The organism is Rhodobium orientis, assembly GCF_003258835.1.
Lineage (GTDB): Bacteria > Pseudomonadota > Alphaproteobacteria > Rhizobiales > Rhodobiaceae > Rhodobium > Rhodobium orientis.
On sequence record NZ_NPEV01000003.1, the window covers coordinates 16,744 to 30,633 of the forward strand.

Annotated in this window: 11 protein-coding genes; 1 reads left to right on the forward strand and 10 read right to left on the reverse strand. The window is 65.9% G+C overall.

Annotated elements, in window-relative coordinates:
* Positions 1–4 precede the first annotated feature (4 nt).
* From CH339_RS02315 to CH339_RS02345, 7 genes are all read right to left on the reverse strand, one after another.
* Positions 5–934, reverse strand: coding sequence for a sulfite exporter TauE/SafE family protein (locus tag CH339_RS02315; RefSeq protein WP_111432795.1), 930 nt, complete (start codon positions 932–934; stop codon positions 5–7).
* A gap of 171 nt (positions 935–1,105) precedes the next feature.
* Positions 1,106–1,879: an L-iditol 2-dehydrogenase gene (locus CH339_RS02320; protein ID WP_111432668.1), complete on the reverse strand. Its 774-nt coding sequence runs from the start codon at positions 1,877–1,879 to the stop codon at positions 1,106–1,108.
* 44 nt (positions 1,880–1,923) lie between these two features.
* Positions 1,924–2,934, reverse strand: a complete 1,011-nt coding sequence (locus CH339_RS02325; protein ID WP_111432669.1) for an ABC transporter ATP-binding protein — start codon at positions 2,932–2,934, stop codon at positions 1,924–1,926.
* A gap of 24 nt (positions 2,935–2,958) precedes the next feature.
* Positions 2,959–4,419 carry a sulfatase family protein gene (locus CH339_RS02330; protein WP_111432670.1) on the reverse strand — a complete coding sequence of 487 codons (1,461 nt, stop codon included), beginning with the start codon at positions 4,417–4,419 and terminating at the stop codon, positions 2,959–2,961.
* Between the two features lie 125 nt (positions 4,420–4,544).
* Positions 4,545–5,873 carry an ABC transporter substrate-binding protein gene (locus CH339_RS02335; RefSeq protein ID WP_111432671.1) on the reverse strand — a complete coding sequence of 443 codons (1,329 nt, stop codon included), beginning with the start codon at positions 5,871–5,873 and terminating at the stop codon, positions 4,545–4,547.
* A gap of 46 nt (positions 5,874–5,919) precedes the next feature.
* Positions 5,920–6,735: a carbohydrate ABC transporter permease gene (locus CH339_RS02340; RefSeq protein WP_111432672.1), complete on the reverse strand. Its 816-nt coding sequence runs from the start codon at positions 6,733–6,735 to the stop codon at positions 5,920–5,922.
* Positions 6,732–7,592: a carbohydrate ABC transporter permease gene (locus tag CH339_RS02345; protein ID WP_170138372.1), complete on the reverse strand. Its 861-nt coding sequence runs from the start codon at positions 7,590–7,592 to the stop codon at positions 6,732–6,734. Before CH339_RS02345 ends, CH339_RS02340 begins: the two co-directional genes overlap by 4 nt.
* Before the next feature lie 123 nt (positions 7,593–7,715).
* Here CH339_RS02345 and CH339_RS02350 point away from each other — a divergent pair, with 123 nt between their 5' ends.
* Positions 7,716–8,591, forward strand: coding sequence for a LysR family transcriptional regulator (locus CH339_RS02350; protein WP_111432674.1), 876 nt, complete (start codon positions 7,716–7,718; stop codon positions 8,589–8,591).
* A 101-nt stretch (positions 8,592–8,692) separates the two neighbouring features.
* On the opposite strand, the gene CH339_RS02355 is transcribed toward CH339_RS02350, so the two are convergent.
* The 3 genes from CH339_RS02355 to CH339_RS02365 all read right to left on the reverse strand — a co-directional run bounded on the left by CH339_RS02355 (position 8,693) and on the right by CH339_RS02365 (position 13,889).
* Positions 8,693–10,615 carry a bifunctional sugar phosphate isomerase/epimerase/4-hydroxyphenylpyruvate dioxygenase family protein gene (locus CH339_RS02355; protein ID WP_111432675.1) on the reverse strand — a complete coding sequence of 641 codons (1,923 nt, stop codon included), beginning with the start codon at positions 10,613–10,615 and terminating at the stop codon, positions 8,693–8,695.
* A 73-nt stretch (positions 10,616–10,688) separates the two neighbouring features.
* Positions 10,689–12,482 carry a thiamine pyrophosphate-binding protein gene (locus tag CH339_RS02360; protein ID WP_111432676.1) on the reverse strand — a complete coding sequence of 598 codons (1,794 nt, stop codon included), beginning with the start codon at positions 12,480–12,482 and terminating at the stop codon, positions 10,689–10,691.
* Complete coding sequence (locus tag CH339_RS02365) at positions 12,483–13,889, reverse strand: aldehyde dehydrogenase family protein (RefSeq protein WP_111432677.1); 1,407 nt, start codon at positions 13,887–13,889, stop codon at positions 12,483–12,485.
* Position 13,890 lies beyond the last annotated feature (1 nt).

Consider the following 13,890-nt stretch of genomic DNA (forward strand, 5'->3'; position numbering starts at 1 on the left):
GGGGTCAGCCTCCCGGTCTCGGAAGGGCCGACATCGAGAACGCCTCCCCCGGCGACACGATCAGGCCGGCGGCGAAGCGCAGGGCGACGGCAAGCACCAGAAGGGCCAGCAGTGCGCGCAACTGCCCGCCCTTGAAGTGCCGGCCGGCCGCGGCGCCGAACTGGGCGCCGAAGATGCCACCGATCATCAGGCAGAAGGCCAGAACCACATCGACGCTCCAGGAGGTTGCGGCATGCAGCACCGTCGATGTCGCCATCACCGCCAGCACCTGCAGGAGCGCGGTGCCGATGACCACGGAACCCGGGACCCTCAGGATATAGACGAGCGCCGGCACCAGGAGGAAGCCGCCGCCGGTGCCGAGCATCGCCGCCACGAAGCCGACGCTGAGGCCGATCATCAGGACCGGCAGCACGCTGATATAGAGCTTGGAGCGCTTGAACCGCAGCCGGAACGGCAGGCCCTGGATCCGGGTGTGATGGCGCGCCAGCTTGGCATGGATGTCGGTGTCGTGCCTGTGGTTGAGCGCGGCGCGCACCGCCTCGCGCAGCATCAGGACGCCGAGCGTGCCGAGGAGGACAACATAGGAACCGGCGATGACGAGGTCGAGCTGGCCGAGCGACCTCAGGATATCGAAGGTCGCCACGCCTGCGATGGCCCCGATGACGCCCGACAGGACGAGATAGAGCGCCAGATGCACATCGATGCCGTCGCGCCGCCAGTGGGAGAGCGTCGCCGGCGTCGAGGCGGCGACGATCTGGGCGCTGACCGAGCCGACCGCGACCGGCGCGGGAATGCCGGAAAAGACCAGCAGGGGCGTCAGCAGGAAGCCGCCGCCGACACCGAACAGGCGCGACAGGAACCCGACCGCCGCACCGAGGGCGGCGAGATAGAAGACGTTGAACGAAAGGTCCGCGATCGGAAGGTAGATCTGCACGGTCGACGCCTGTCCCTGCCAGAGCATTTCACGCGATTACAGAACCGCCCGAAACGCCCTAACCTTTTGTTTTGACGCGTATTCTTATCCGAAAACCGGTCTTTCACTTTTCGCTGTCGCGGACCTGTGGTTCGGGAATACGCTCCAGGGCGCGGACGCCCCGGCGCCACCTCAGCTCATCCACTGCCCGCCATCGACGTTGAAGCACTGGGAGACGATGTAGTCGGCTTCGCTGGTGGCGAGGAAGATCGCCATGCCGGTGAGGTCCTCGGCCTTGCCCATGCGGCCATAGGGAACGCCGAGGCCGACTTCCTTCTTCTTCTCGCCCGGCTCCTTGTGCTCAAGCTTGGCAAAGAAGCCGTCGACCCCGTCCCAGTGCTCGCCGTCGACGACGCCGGGCGCGATGGCGTTGACGTTGATGCCGTATTTGATGAGGTCGAGGCCGGCCGACTGGGTGAAGGAGATGATCGCCGCCTTGGTGGCGCAATAGACCGCGACCAGCGCCTCGCCGCGGCGCCCGGCCTGGCTCGCCATGTTGATGATCTTGCCGCCGCCGCCGCGTGAGATCATGTGCTTGGCGACCGCCTGCAGGGTGAACACCGCGCCGGTGAAGTTGACGGCAAAGACCTTGTCGTAGTCCTCACGGGTGATCTCCACGATCGGCGCGGCGGTGAAGAGCGCCGCATTGTTGATCAGGATGTCGATGCGGCCGAGCTTGTCGACCGCCTCGGCGACGCCGGCATCGATGCTTTCCTGCCGGGTCACGTCCATGTCGATGGCGATGGCCGCCTCGCCGAGTTCGGCGGCCGCTTCGCGCGCCCGCGCGATGTTGATGTCGGCGATCGCCACCCTGGCGCCCTCGCGGACATAGGCCTTTGCGTAGGCGAAACCGATGCCGCGCGCGGCTCCGGTAATCAGCGCTGTCTTTCCATCCAAACGTTTCATGTCGATCGGTCCTCGATTTCCGGCCGGGCGTTCCACGTCCCGGCCTACAGCGTTTCCGGCGCGTCGGTGCGCCGGCCATCCTTGAACAGGTGCAGCATGCCCGGTTTGGCGGCAACGCGCAGGTCCCGCCCGACGAGTTCCGCCACCTCGCGGTGGCAGCGCACGATGAGCGGGCCAACCTCGCTGTCGACATGGGCGAAGGTGTCGCTGCCGAGCTGCTCCAAGAGGTGAATGCGGGCGGTCCAGCCGGTATCGCCCTCGCCGAGCGTCATGTGCTCGGGGCGAACGCCGAGAAGGTCGCCGCCGAGCCGTTCGGGGATGTCCCCGCGCACGAAGTTCATCTTCGGCGAGCCGATGAAGCCGGCGACGAACGCCGTCTGGGGGGTGTCGTAGAGCTCCAGCGGGCTGCCGACCTGTTCGATCCGGCCCTCGTTGAGCACGACGATGCGGTCCGCCATTGTCATCGCTTCCACCTGGTCGTGCGTCACATAGACCATGGTGGTCTTCAGCCGCTCGTGCAGTTCCATGATCTCCACGCGCATCTGCACCCGGAGCGCGGCGTCGAGGTTGGAGAGCGGCTCGTCGAACAGGAACACCTCCGGGTTGCGCACGATGGCACGGCCGATGGCGACACGCTGGCGCTGGCCGCCGGAGAGCTGTTTCGGCCGCCGGTCGAGCAGCGGCGTCAGTTGCAGGATGTCGGCCGCGTTCTGGACCCGGGCCTCGATTTCGGCGGGATCGGCCTTGGCCAGGCGCAGGGCAAAGGAGATGTTCTCGCGCACCGTCATGTGCGGGTAGAGCGCATAGGACTGGAAGACCATGGCGATGCCGCGGTCGGATGGGTCCCTGCCGCGCACGTCGACGCCGCCGATCGACAGATCGCCGCTCGTCTGCAGTTCCAGGCCGGCGATCATCCGCAACAGGGTGGACTTGCCGCAGCCCGACGGGCCGACCAGCACGGTGAACGAGCCGTCCGGGATGACGAGGTCCATCTCCGGGATCACCTCGACCGTCCCGAAGCTCTTGGTCAGCTTCTTTATCTCGACGTCTGCCATGCGCGATGCCGCTCCCTTTGACGCTCAGTAGTCGGCGATACGTTCCGGACCGGCGCCGGAGACCATCATCATTGCCGAGAAGTGCTTCAGCACAAGATCCGCCCTCAGCGCCGCATGGTCCGGATCGTCCCAGAGGTCGTTGAGTTCGTCCGGATCGGTTTCCAGATCGAACAGCTCGCCGGTGCCCTGGTCGTGATAGACCGCGATCTTGTAGCGTCCGTCGAAATACATGGTGCCGCGGGAGCCGACGAAACCCGGGCTGCGCAGCGCGTCATGGTACTCGCTGAGGACGTAATCCTTGTGATGTGCCGCGTCCGTCTCGCCCGTCAGCAGCGGCCAGAGCGACAGGCCCTGGTTTTGCTGCGGCGGGGAAAGGCTCGCTGCCTCGCAGAGCGTTGCCGGCAGGTCGACGAGTTCGACCAGCGCGTCGGAGCGCAGGCCCTCGCGCACCCGCCCCGGCATCGAGGCGATCATCGGCACATGGACGAGGCCCTCATAGAAGCGGCAGCCCTTGTAGAGCAGGCCGTGGTCGCCGAGCATCTCGCCATGGTCCGACATGAAGAGGATCAGGGTGTCGTTGCGCTGGCCGGTTTCGTCGAGCCAGGCGACGAGCTTGCCGACCATATCGTCGATCTGGGCGATCATCGCCGCGTAGGCGGCGCGGATGCGGCCGACATCGTAATGGTCCGGCGGCGTGTCGTGGCTGATCCTGCCGGCCGGCTCGACCGGGACAAGGGTTGGGTCGACCGGGCGCTGGGTCTGCTGGTCGACGCCTGAGAGCTTCTTGTGGTGCTCCAGGTCCGACGGCGCGAAGATCGGTGCCGGCATCTCGGCCGGATCGAAGCGCTCGTACCATTCCTTCGGCGGATCGAAGGGCGGATGGGGGTCGTAGAGATTGATCGACAGCATCCAGGGTCTGTCGTCGTCCTTGCTGCCCATGAAGCCGAGTGCGCGATCCATGGCCCAGGCGACCTGGCTGTGTTCGGCATCGACCGGATGGCTGACGATGTCGTTCGACGGCTTGTAGGCCTCGCGGATATCGACGCCGCGTTCGGCAAGCCAGTCCTGGTAATCGTGCCCGTCGGGCCAGTCGGGTCCGGGGTGCTGCGACCAGTAGAATTCGTCGTAGCCGTCCTCGGTCGGCCGCTTTTCGATCATGTCCTGCGCGGCGGAAAGGTGCAGCTTGCCGATCAGTCCGGTGCGGTATCCCGATTCCTGGAACACCCGCGGCACCAGCTTCAGGTGGGAGGGAAACCCGACATTGCCGTTGCGCTGGACCTGGTGGGCGATCGGATACATGCCGGTCAGGAACGAGGCGCGCGACGGCGTGCAGATCGGGCTCTGGGTATAGGCGCGGGTGAAGGCCACGCCCTGATCGGCCAGCCGATCGAGATGCGGCGTCCTGGCGCCGGCAAATCCGAGGCCGGAGAGCGTGTCCCAGCGCTGTTGATCGGTGCAGATCCAGAGGATGTTCGGGCGGCTCATGTCAATTCGGTCCTGCATGCCCCGGTGTTGCCGGGGTCATTCTTCCGGCCGGGCCGGGTTGGAAGAAGAAGGGGGAAGCGGCAGTGTGGGAGGAAGCACCGCCGCTTCCAGTTGGGCATCGGGTCTTATTTCAGGTAACCGGCCCGCTTCAGCAGCTTCTCCACATCCGCCTGGGCATCGTCGAGGGCTTCCCGGGCGGATTTCTCGCCGGTGACGACCTGCTGCAGCGCAAGGCCGACGCGGTCGCCCATTTCCCGGAATTCCGGGATCGGCAGCCGGTAGTTGGGCTCGCCCAGTTCCAGGGCCTTCGAATAGGCCTCGGTGAAGGACATGCCGTAGCCGAAGTCGTAGCCATGGGCCTTGACGAAGGCCGGATGGGACCAGACCGAACTGCGGGTGACCGCCAGGAAGGTCGAGTTCGCGGCGATATCGAGCACGGTGTCGCGCGACGTCACCCAGAGCACGAAGGCCTTGGCGGCATCGACGTTGCGGGATGCGGCGCCGACCACGTAGCCCTGCGCGGTGAACGGTGCGAACTGGCCGGCCGGGCCGCCCGGGGGCGGTGCGAAACCGACCTTGCCGACCACCTTGGAGAGCTCCGGATCGAGGATGCGGCCGGCGAGCGGAGCGCCTTCCACGACCATCGGCACGTTGCCCTGCTGCATAGCGACGACGACGTCGTCATAGCCGGCCGAGACCGAGCCGGGGATGCCGTGATTGTTGAGGAGATCGGCATAGAGCCCGGCCGCCTTGACGGCCGCCGGCGAGTTGACGGTCGGCGTCATGTCGTCGGGGAAGTCCTTGACCCAGGTCCCGCCCTCGCCGAGCATGATCTGGGTCCAGTACCAGATGTTCTCCGAGGTCGACGGCTTGCCGCGCATGGCCGTGCAGGGGGCGACGCCCTTGTCCTTCAGCGCACCGCACAGGGTCAGCATGTCTTCCCAGGTTTCGGGCGGCGCGGTCAGGCCGGCCTCCTCGATCATCGGGCCGTTCCAGTAATAGAGCTGGGTGGCGGCAAAGTAGGGCAGGCCCATCACCTTGCCGTCATAGGTGAAGGCCTTGACGGTCGAGGGGATGAAGTCGTCGACGTCGAAGTTTTCCGACGCGATGGCATCGTCGAGCGGGCTGAGCCGGCCGGCGGCGGCAAAGCGCGAGACGTCGGACGCCTCCAGGAAGAAAACGTCATAGGCCGGCGAGCCGGTCGACAGTTCCACGGCGATCTTCTGCACCGCCTGGCCGAAGGCATAGAGATCGTATTCGACAGTGGCGCCGGTCGCCTCCTGGAAAGCGGCGACGCGCTTCTGGACTTCGATGTCCCAGGGCTGCTGGGTGGAGAGCACGCGGATCGTCACGCCGTCATAGGGCTTGTCCTGTGCGCTCGCGGTACCGAGCCCGAGCGCCATGATACCGGCTGCCGCCAGGGCGGCGATCTTGCTGAGGTTTTGTCGTTGCATCGTTTTCCTCCTCCTCAGTTGGTTGGACGTTTGCTGGGGTAGTGACTCAGCCCTTGACGCCTCCTGCGGCGGTCTGGACGAAGTATTTGCGGATGCCGATGGCGAAGATCGCCACGGGCAAAAGGATCAGGATACCGGCGGCGGCGATCTTGCCCCACTCGGTTCCCGCGTAGCCCATGTAGTTGAGGATCGCGATCGCCGCGGTCTTGGCCTCGAAGCGCGTCAGCGTCAGGGCGAACAGGAACTCGTTCCAGGAAAAGATGAAGACCAGGATGGCCGCGCTCGCGATCCCCGGCGCCGCCATCGGGATAGCGACCTTGGTGAAGGCCTGGAACCGGGTCGCGCCGTCGACGCGCGCCGCCTCCTCGATCTCATAGGGGATGCCGTCGAAGAAGGAGATCAGGATCCAGATCGCCAGCGGCGCGGTGAACACCGTGTTGATGAGCACGAGGCCGAGGCGCGTGTCGATCAGGCCGATCTCGTTGAAGACCATGAAATAGGGGATCACATAGATCATCCCCGGTGCGGCGCGCACCAGCAGCACCCAGGAGAGAAGCGGGATCTTCGCCGGCGAGCGCAGCCGCGACAGCCCGTAGGCCGCCGGCAGGGCGAGCAGCATGGAAAAGACCACGGTGAGCGAGGAGATGATCACCGAATTCAGGAACGAGCCCATGAAGCGCCGGTCGGTCAGCACCTCGCGGTAGTTCTCCAGGGTGAAATCGCCGATCAGCACCGGCGGCTTGGCGAAGATGTCGAGCTGGCCCTTGAACGAGGTCGACAGCAGCCAGACGACCGGTGCCACCAGGAAGACGATGAAGACCGTCGCGACGACATAGGCAAAGAGCTTCTCGGCCGGCTTCATGACCGCGCCTCCCGCCCTTCGCGCCGGGCGATGTTGATGAGGAACGGTGCCGTCGCGCCCATCATGGCGACGAAGAAGAAGAAGATAATGGTCGCGGCGTAATCGACGCGCAGATATTCGAAGCCGTTGACATAGGCGTAGTAGTTGATCGGCTCGGTCGAGCCGGCAGGGCCGCCGCCGGTCAGAACGAAGATGATCGGGAAGATCGCCAGCGCCTCAAGGATGCGGAACACGGTAACGGTGACGATCACCGGCAGCATTTCCGGCACGGAGATGTACCAGTGGCGCTGGAACCAGTTGGCGCCGTCGATGCGCGCCGCCTCGTATTGCTCCTCGCCGATCGATTCCAGCGCCGACAGCATCAGGAGCGCGACGAAGGGCGTGCCGACCCATACCGAGGTGGCGACGACGACGGCGAGCGCGCTCGACGGCATCGACAGCAGGTCGAGGCTGAGGTCCATGCCGAACAGGCTGGCGCCGTAGGTGAGACCGCCCGCGCCCGGAACGATGAACAGCTTCCAGACCAGGCCGGAAACGGCGGGCGGAATGACGGCCGGCAGCAGGAAGGCGATGCGCATCCAGCCCATGCCCGGCAGCTTTTCCTTCAGGATCATCGCCAGCAGGAGGCCGATGACGATCTGCAGCGCCACGGGAATGAAGATCAGTTCGACCGTCACCACCAGGGAATTGAGGAAACGGTCGTCGGTGAAGAGCTCGAAATAGTTCTCCAGTCCGATGAAGACCGGACCGGCCGCCGAGGTCAGCTTGATATAGAACAAACTGATACCGAACGTAATCAATATGGGAAGGACGGTGATCGCGACCAATGTCAGAAAGGTCGGCAGAATCAGGGTCATTAGGCCTTTATTGGCCGGATTTTTCATTTTTTTCCTCCCTTAATTCCGGTTTGTGACGCAAGCGCGACCATTGCGCAAATATCAATCTTCGATAATATATCGAAAAAACTGATAGCTGATGCCATGGAAGACTACATCCGTTTTCTCGCCGTCGCCGAGCACCGCTCGATCTCGCGCGCGGCCGAAGCCCTGCACGTCTCGCAGCCGGCGCTGTCGCGCACCATCAGCCTGATGGAGGAGGATCTGGGCACGCGATTGTTCGTGCGCACGCGCCAGGGCGTGCAACTTTCTGAGGCCGGCAAGACGCTCTATCTTTACGCCAGCCGCGCGGTCCGGGCGATCAACAATGCGCGCGAGGAAATCGACTATTCCCTGCGCCAGACGGACCTCGTCCTCAGGATCTGCTGCGGCGATAGCTGGGGGTTCGGCATCCTGCCGCCGATCGTGCAGCGGTTTTCCGAGGCCCACCCGGATGTCTTCATCCAGGTGGACATTCTCGACCATGAAAGCCGCATCCAGAGCCTTGAGACGCGCAGCCACGCCATCGCCTTCGGCGTGATCTCGCCGGAGGTGCTGGCGACCCGCGCCTATGATTTCGAGCCGCTGATCGAAGCGCCCTACGACGTCTACTGCGACGAGGCCCACCCGTTGCGGGCGAAGGCCGAGGTGACGGCCGCGGACCTGTTGTCGTTCCACTGGATCAACCACAAGTTCGAGTATGACTACGACCCGTCATACGCCTTGAAGACCAAGCGGCATTTCGCGCTTCGCACCAATGCCATCCTGCACGCCATCGGTGTCATGCGCGGATCGACGTACCTGTTGTCCACCGCCAAGACGCTGAAGGGCCATTTCGCGCGGGCCGGCATCGTGCCGCTGATCGAGGACCCGGAAAGCCCCGTCTTCGTCTCCGGCGCGATCACCGCCCGCACCGCCCACCAGCGCTCCGCCAGCCGCGAATTCCTGGCCTATGTCCGCGCCACGCTCGGCAACGGCTGAGGGGATGGGGTGATGGTTGCGCAAAGGGGAGGTTCGACCAAATCCGAAGGCCGCCCCTGCCCGGCCGGCCAGGACAGAGGTCCGCTTGGATGCCCCCTGCCCTACGCCTGCTCGCGCCCGCCGATGCGCGGAGATCCGTGGTCGGCGCCATAGGGCATGGCGAGCCGCTTCAGGGCGGCGGTACGGTAGGGCGCGTTGCGGGCGCCGTAGCCGTTATAGGTGCCGCGGCGTTCCACGATCTCGAAGAAGAAGCCGTCGCCGTGGGGGCGCGAATAGAGCTGCAGGAAGCTGCCGCCCGTCTCGTCCCGGTCATAGAGGATGTTGAGCTCGCGCAGCAGAGCGATCTCGTCCTCGGCAAGGTCGAAGTCGCTGCCGAGATCGCTGTAGTAGCTGTCGGGAATCGAAAGGCTCTCGAAGTGGTTCTCGGCGAGCTTGCGGGCGCTCGCCACAATGTCGTCGGTCAGGAACGCGAAATGCTGGACCGAGGCGCCGTAGCTGTCGGAGAGGAACCGGCCGGCGAAGGTGCGGTAGGTGTCGACGCCGTTCATGGTCAACCGGAACGCGCCGTCGGCGCCCTGCAGGGCGCGCGAGCGGACGAGGCCGGAGGGATCGGAGACGCCGACCTGGGGCGCCTTTTCCACGTCGAACACCGAGGTGTAGAACAGGATCCAGCTCGGCAGTTCCTCCTGCTTCATGACCTGCGCCAGATGGTCGATGCGCCGCAACCCGGTCGACTGGATCGACGTGTCGGGCGGCAGGGGCTCGAACTCGGTCTCCCAGACCTTGCCGAGCTCGGTCTTGCGGTCGAGGAAATGGAGCACCGAGCCGCCGACACCGCGCACGGCCGGGATGTTCAACTCGCCGGAATAGCGCCGCTGGGCGAAGCGGCGGGCACCCAGCATCTCGGTGCGCGTCGCCGCGGCCTCCGCATCGCCGACCAGCAGGCCGATATCGCAGACGCTGGTGCCGTGCATGACATAGGCGGAGTGGGCGTAGCCCCGGGTCTCGGAATTGACGACGATGTTGATGCCGTTCTGCTGCCAGAGCGTCACCTTGCGGGCGATGTGGCGGGCGACCGGTGTAAAGCCGAGCTGCCGCAGCATCTCGCCGAGGGAGGCGGCGTCATCCGCGCCGGCGGTGAACTCGATGAACTCCACGCCCTCGATCCGGGCCTTGGCCGGCATGTCGGGTAGGTCGAAGCGGCAGGTCGGCTCGGCCCTCCGGACCGCATCGGCGAGCGCGGTCAGCGCCCGGTGGCCGTCGAGGGCGAGCTGGCGGGTCGTCGCGCGGCTGCGGTTCTCAACGAGGTCGAGGCTGTAGGCGCCGGCATAGCCGGTCGCGGCGACGGCGCTGAGGAAGTCGAGGAGCGGCAGGGCGCCCTCGCCCGGCAGCAGGCGGAAGCGGCGCGACTTGTATTCCAGGTCCATCGCCACGGCCGGCGCATCGGCAAGCTGGACGTGGAAGATGCGGTCGGCGGGAATCGCGCGGATGCCATCGGGCGCGAGCCCGCGGGCAAGGACGTGGAAGCTGTCGAGAACGAGGCCCACAGCCGGACGGTCGGCCCGGCGGATGACCTCCCAGGCATCGCGATAGTCGGAGACGTGGCGGCCCCAGGCGCGAGCCTCGTAGCCGACGCGCAGGCCCCTTGCGGCAGCGCGCTCGCCAAGGAGGGCAAAGTCGTCGGCCATGCGGTCGACGCCGCCAAGGCTCGCCGCCGAGGTGGCCGAGCCGAGGAGCATGAGGTCGGTGCCGAGTTCCGCCATGACGTCGAAGCGGCGTTCGATGCGGTTCAGCGCCTTTTCCCGCAGATCCTCCGGCAGGCCCTCGACCTCGACCGAGGGCTGGAACAGGTGGATGGCAAGGCCCTGGTCGCGAACCATCTGGCCGATCTCGGTTGGCGTCCGGCCCTGGACGGCGAAGTCCAGCTCGGAGATCTCGATCCCGTCGAAGCCGGCGGCGGAGAACGCCGCGAGCTTGTCTTCCAGCGCATCGGCTGCCGAGAGGGTGGAGATGGAGGTCTTCATCGGGCCGTTTCTCTCAGAGGTTCCGGGGCGGAATTGTCAGCGCGGCAGCTCCGTGTCGCCGCCCCGCCGGGCATCAGCCAGTCGCGGCGTGACCGCCGGTGCCGTCCGGGGAGTAGATGTCGAGGATGTTCCAGTGTCCGGAGGTCGGCGTCGGGTTGTTGATCATGGCGACATCGATGACGGTCGGCTTGCCGCTGGCGATCGCCGCCTGCAGCGCCGGCTTGAACGCATCGGCCGAGGTCACGCGCACGCCCTCGCAGCCATAGGCGCGGGCGATCGCCGCATAGTCCGGCATCTGTTCCGCCGGGCTGGCGGCGCCGGGGAAGGTGGTGCCGTGCGTCAGCCCGTAGTTCGACTGCTGCAGGCCGGCGATGGTGCCGTAGGCGTTGTTGTTCATGATGATCCAGATGACGGGCGTGTTCTCGGCCACCGCCGTTGCCAGCACCGCCGGGTTCTGGCCGAAGCCGCCGTCGCCCACCAGCGAGATCACCACCCGGTCGGGCTCGGCGATCTTGGCGCCGACCGCCGCCGGCGGGCCGAAGCCCATGGTGGCGAAGCCGCCGGGGATCAGGATCGAGCCCGGCGTGTAGATGTCGAACTGCTGGGCGACGCCGTTCTTGTTCCAGCCAACGTCGGAGGTCAGGATCGCGTCGCGCGGCATCACGGCGCGAAGGTCGGCAAGGATGCGCTCCGGCATCATCGGGAAGGCATCGGAGGCCTGCATTTCCGTGTTCGTCTCTGCGAAGGCCTTGCGTTCCTCGGCGATGCGCGCGGCGCGCCCGTCCGGCCGGCGGCCGTCGGGCAGCATCTCGCGGGCGACGCGGTTGAGCACGGTCAGCGCCGCCTTGAGGTCCGCGACGGCGCCGATCTCGACCGGATAGTTGCGGCCGATCTCCTGCGGCTCGATATCGATATGGATGAGCTTTGAGCCGTCCTTGCCGATGTCGAAGGTGTATTCCGGATACCAGCTTGAGCTGTCGGCCTCCTTGAAGCGGGTGCCGAGGGCGAGGATCCAGTCCGCGCCGAGGGTCTGCTCGTTGGTGAATTTCATGCCCCAGAAGCCGGTCATGCCGAGCACCAGCGGATGGTCGTCGGGCAGGACGCCCTTGCCCATCAGCGAGAACGAGACCGGGATCTGCATGTGGTCGACGAAGGCGCGCAATTCGTCATAGGCGCGGGCGAGCGCGATGCCGCCGCCGACATGGATGACAGGCGCGGCCGCATCGGCTAGCGCTGCGACGATCCGGCGGGCGGTGTCGTCATCGAGCGAAGGTTTTGCGAGTTTCTTGGAGCCGACCTTCAGCCGGTCCCAGAGGGCGACGTCGACCTCGGCGGAGAAGATGTCCATCGGCACGTTGACGAGCACCGGCCCCGGCTGGCCGCTTTCTGCCAGGATGAAGGCCTTTTCGATGATCTCCGGCAGCAGTTCCGGCGTGTCGACGCGCCAGGCGCGCTTCACGAACGGGCGGTAGATCTCGTATTGCTGGGCGTCGGCGTGGAGGTTGACCTCCTGGTGCGGATGCTTGCCGTAATAGTAGGACGGTACGTCGCCGGCGATCACCACCATCGGCGTGCAGTCGAGCGCGGCGTTGGCAACGCCCGTTGCGGCATTGGTGAGGCCCGGCGACAGGTGGGTCAAGAGCACCGAGGCCTTGCCGGTCACCCGCGCATAGCCGTCCGCCGCATGGGCCGAGATCTGCTCGTGGCGGACATTGACGAAGCGGATCCTGGAATTGGCCAGCGCCGACAAGACGGCGATGTTGGTGTGGCCGCACAGGCCGAAGATGTGCTCGATGCCGCGCGCTTCCAGATAGCGCACCAGTTGCGGCGCCTGTTCCGCCTTCTTCGCGTTCGGGTCCCTGGCCATTCAAAGCACCTCGGTGTTGTAGAACTCGCCGAACAGCTCCTCGTCCGGGGGCCGGTCCTCGGGGATCGGACGAGCGACCCAGGTGACGTTCATGTAGTGCTTCAGCGAGACGTTCTCGTTGGTGATGTTGCCGCCCCAGATGCCGCAGCCGAGGCTGGAGGTCATCGGCATGCCGTTGGTGAAGGAACCGGCATTGGCCTTGGACTGCGGCTGGCGCACCATGACCCGGCTGACCGGGGCGTTGGCGGCGTGGCGCAGGATGCGCTCCTCGTCGAAGGAATAGATGCCGCAGGAATGGCCCTTGCCGCCGACCTCGTAGATGGCGCGGACCATCGGCAGGGTCGCCTCGAAATCCTTCGCGCGGTAAAGCGCCATGGTGACGCTGAGCTTTTCGCGGCTGAACGGATGCTCCTTGCCGATCTCGTCCTGCTCGACCATCAGGAACTTGGCGCCTTCCGGCAGCTCGAAGCCGGCGAAATGGGCGATGGTCTTGGCATCGACGGCGACGGTCTCGATCTTGCGCGAGCCGTCCTCGTTCCACAGCGCCTTGGCCAGCAGCTCCTTTTCCTCCGGCGAGCACAGATAGCCGCCCTCGGCGATCAGCGCCTCCTTCATCTGGTCGTAGACCGCATCGACGATGATCAAATTGCCGTCGGCCGAACAGCCGGAGCCGAAATCCGACATCTTCGACATGCGCGAATTGGCGGCGGCCTCGGCGATGTCGGCGGTCTCGTCGATGACCATGGTGGAATTGCCGGCGCCGACGCCGTAGGCCGGCTTGCCGGAGCTGTAGGCCGCCTTGACCATCGGCTTGCCGCCGGTGGCGAGCGTCAGGTCCGCCGACGCCATCAGATAGGCGGTGGACGGGATCGAGGGCTTGCGCACGCACTGGAACAGGTCCTCCGGCGCGCCGACCAGCTTGCAGGCGTGGCGCATCACGTTGACCATCTCGTTGGTGGTCTCCTTGGCGCGCGGATGCGGCGAGAAGATCACCGCGTCCTTGCACTTGGCGGCATAGATGCCGGTGACCGGCGGGGTCAGCTCCGGGTTCGTGGTCGGGATCAGCGAGGCGATGACGCCGGCCGGCTTGGCGATCTTGGTCAGGCCCTTTTCCGGGTCCTCCTCGATGACGCCGACCGACTTGCCGCGCAGCGCATCGCGCAGGATGCCGAGCACCTTGAAGCGCTTGCCGCCGCGCCCGGCGCGGTCGCCGATGCCGCTTTCGTCGACGCCCATCTGGGCGATGCGCAGGAACGTCTTCTCGTTGCCGCAATGCCAGCCGATGGCCTGGGCAAGACGGTCGACCTGACCCTGGTCCCAATCGGCGATCTCGTCCATCGCCTTTCGGGCGCGCTCGATCATCCCGTCGATCGCGTCAATCTCTTCCTGTGTGATCTCGCGTGCCATT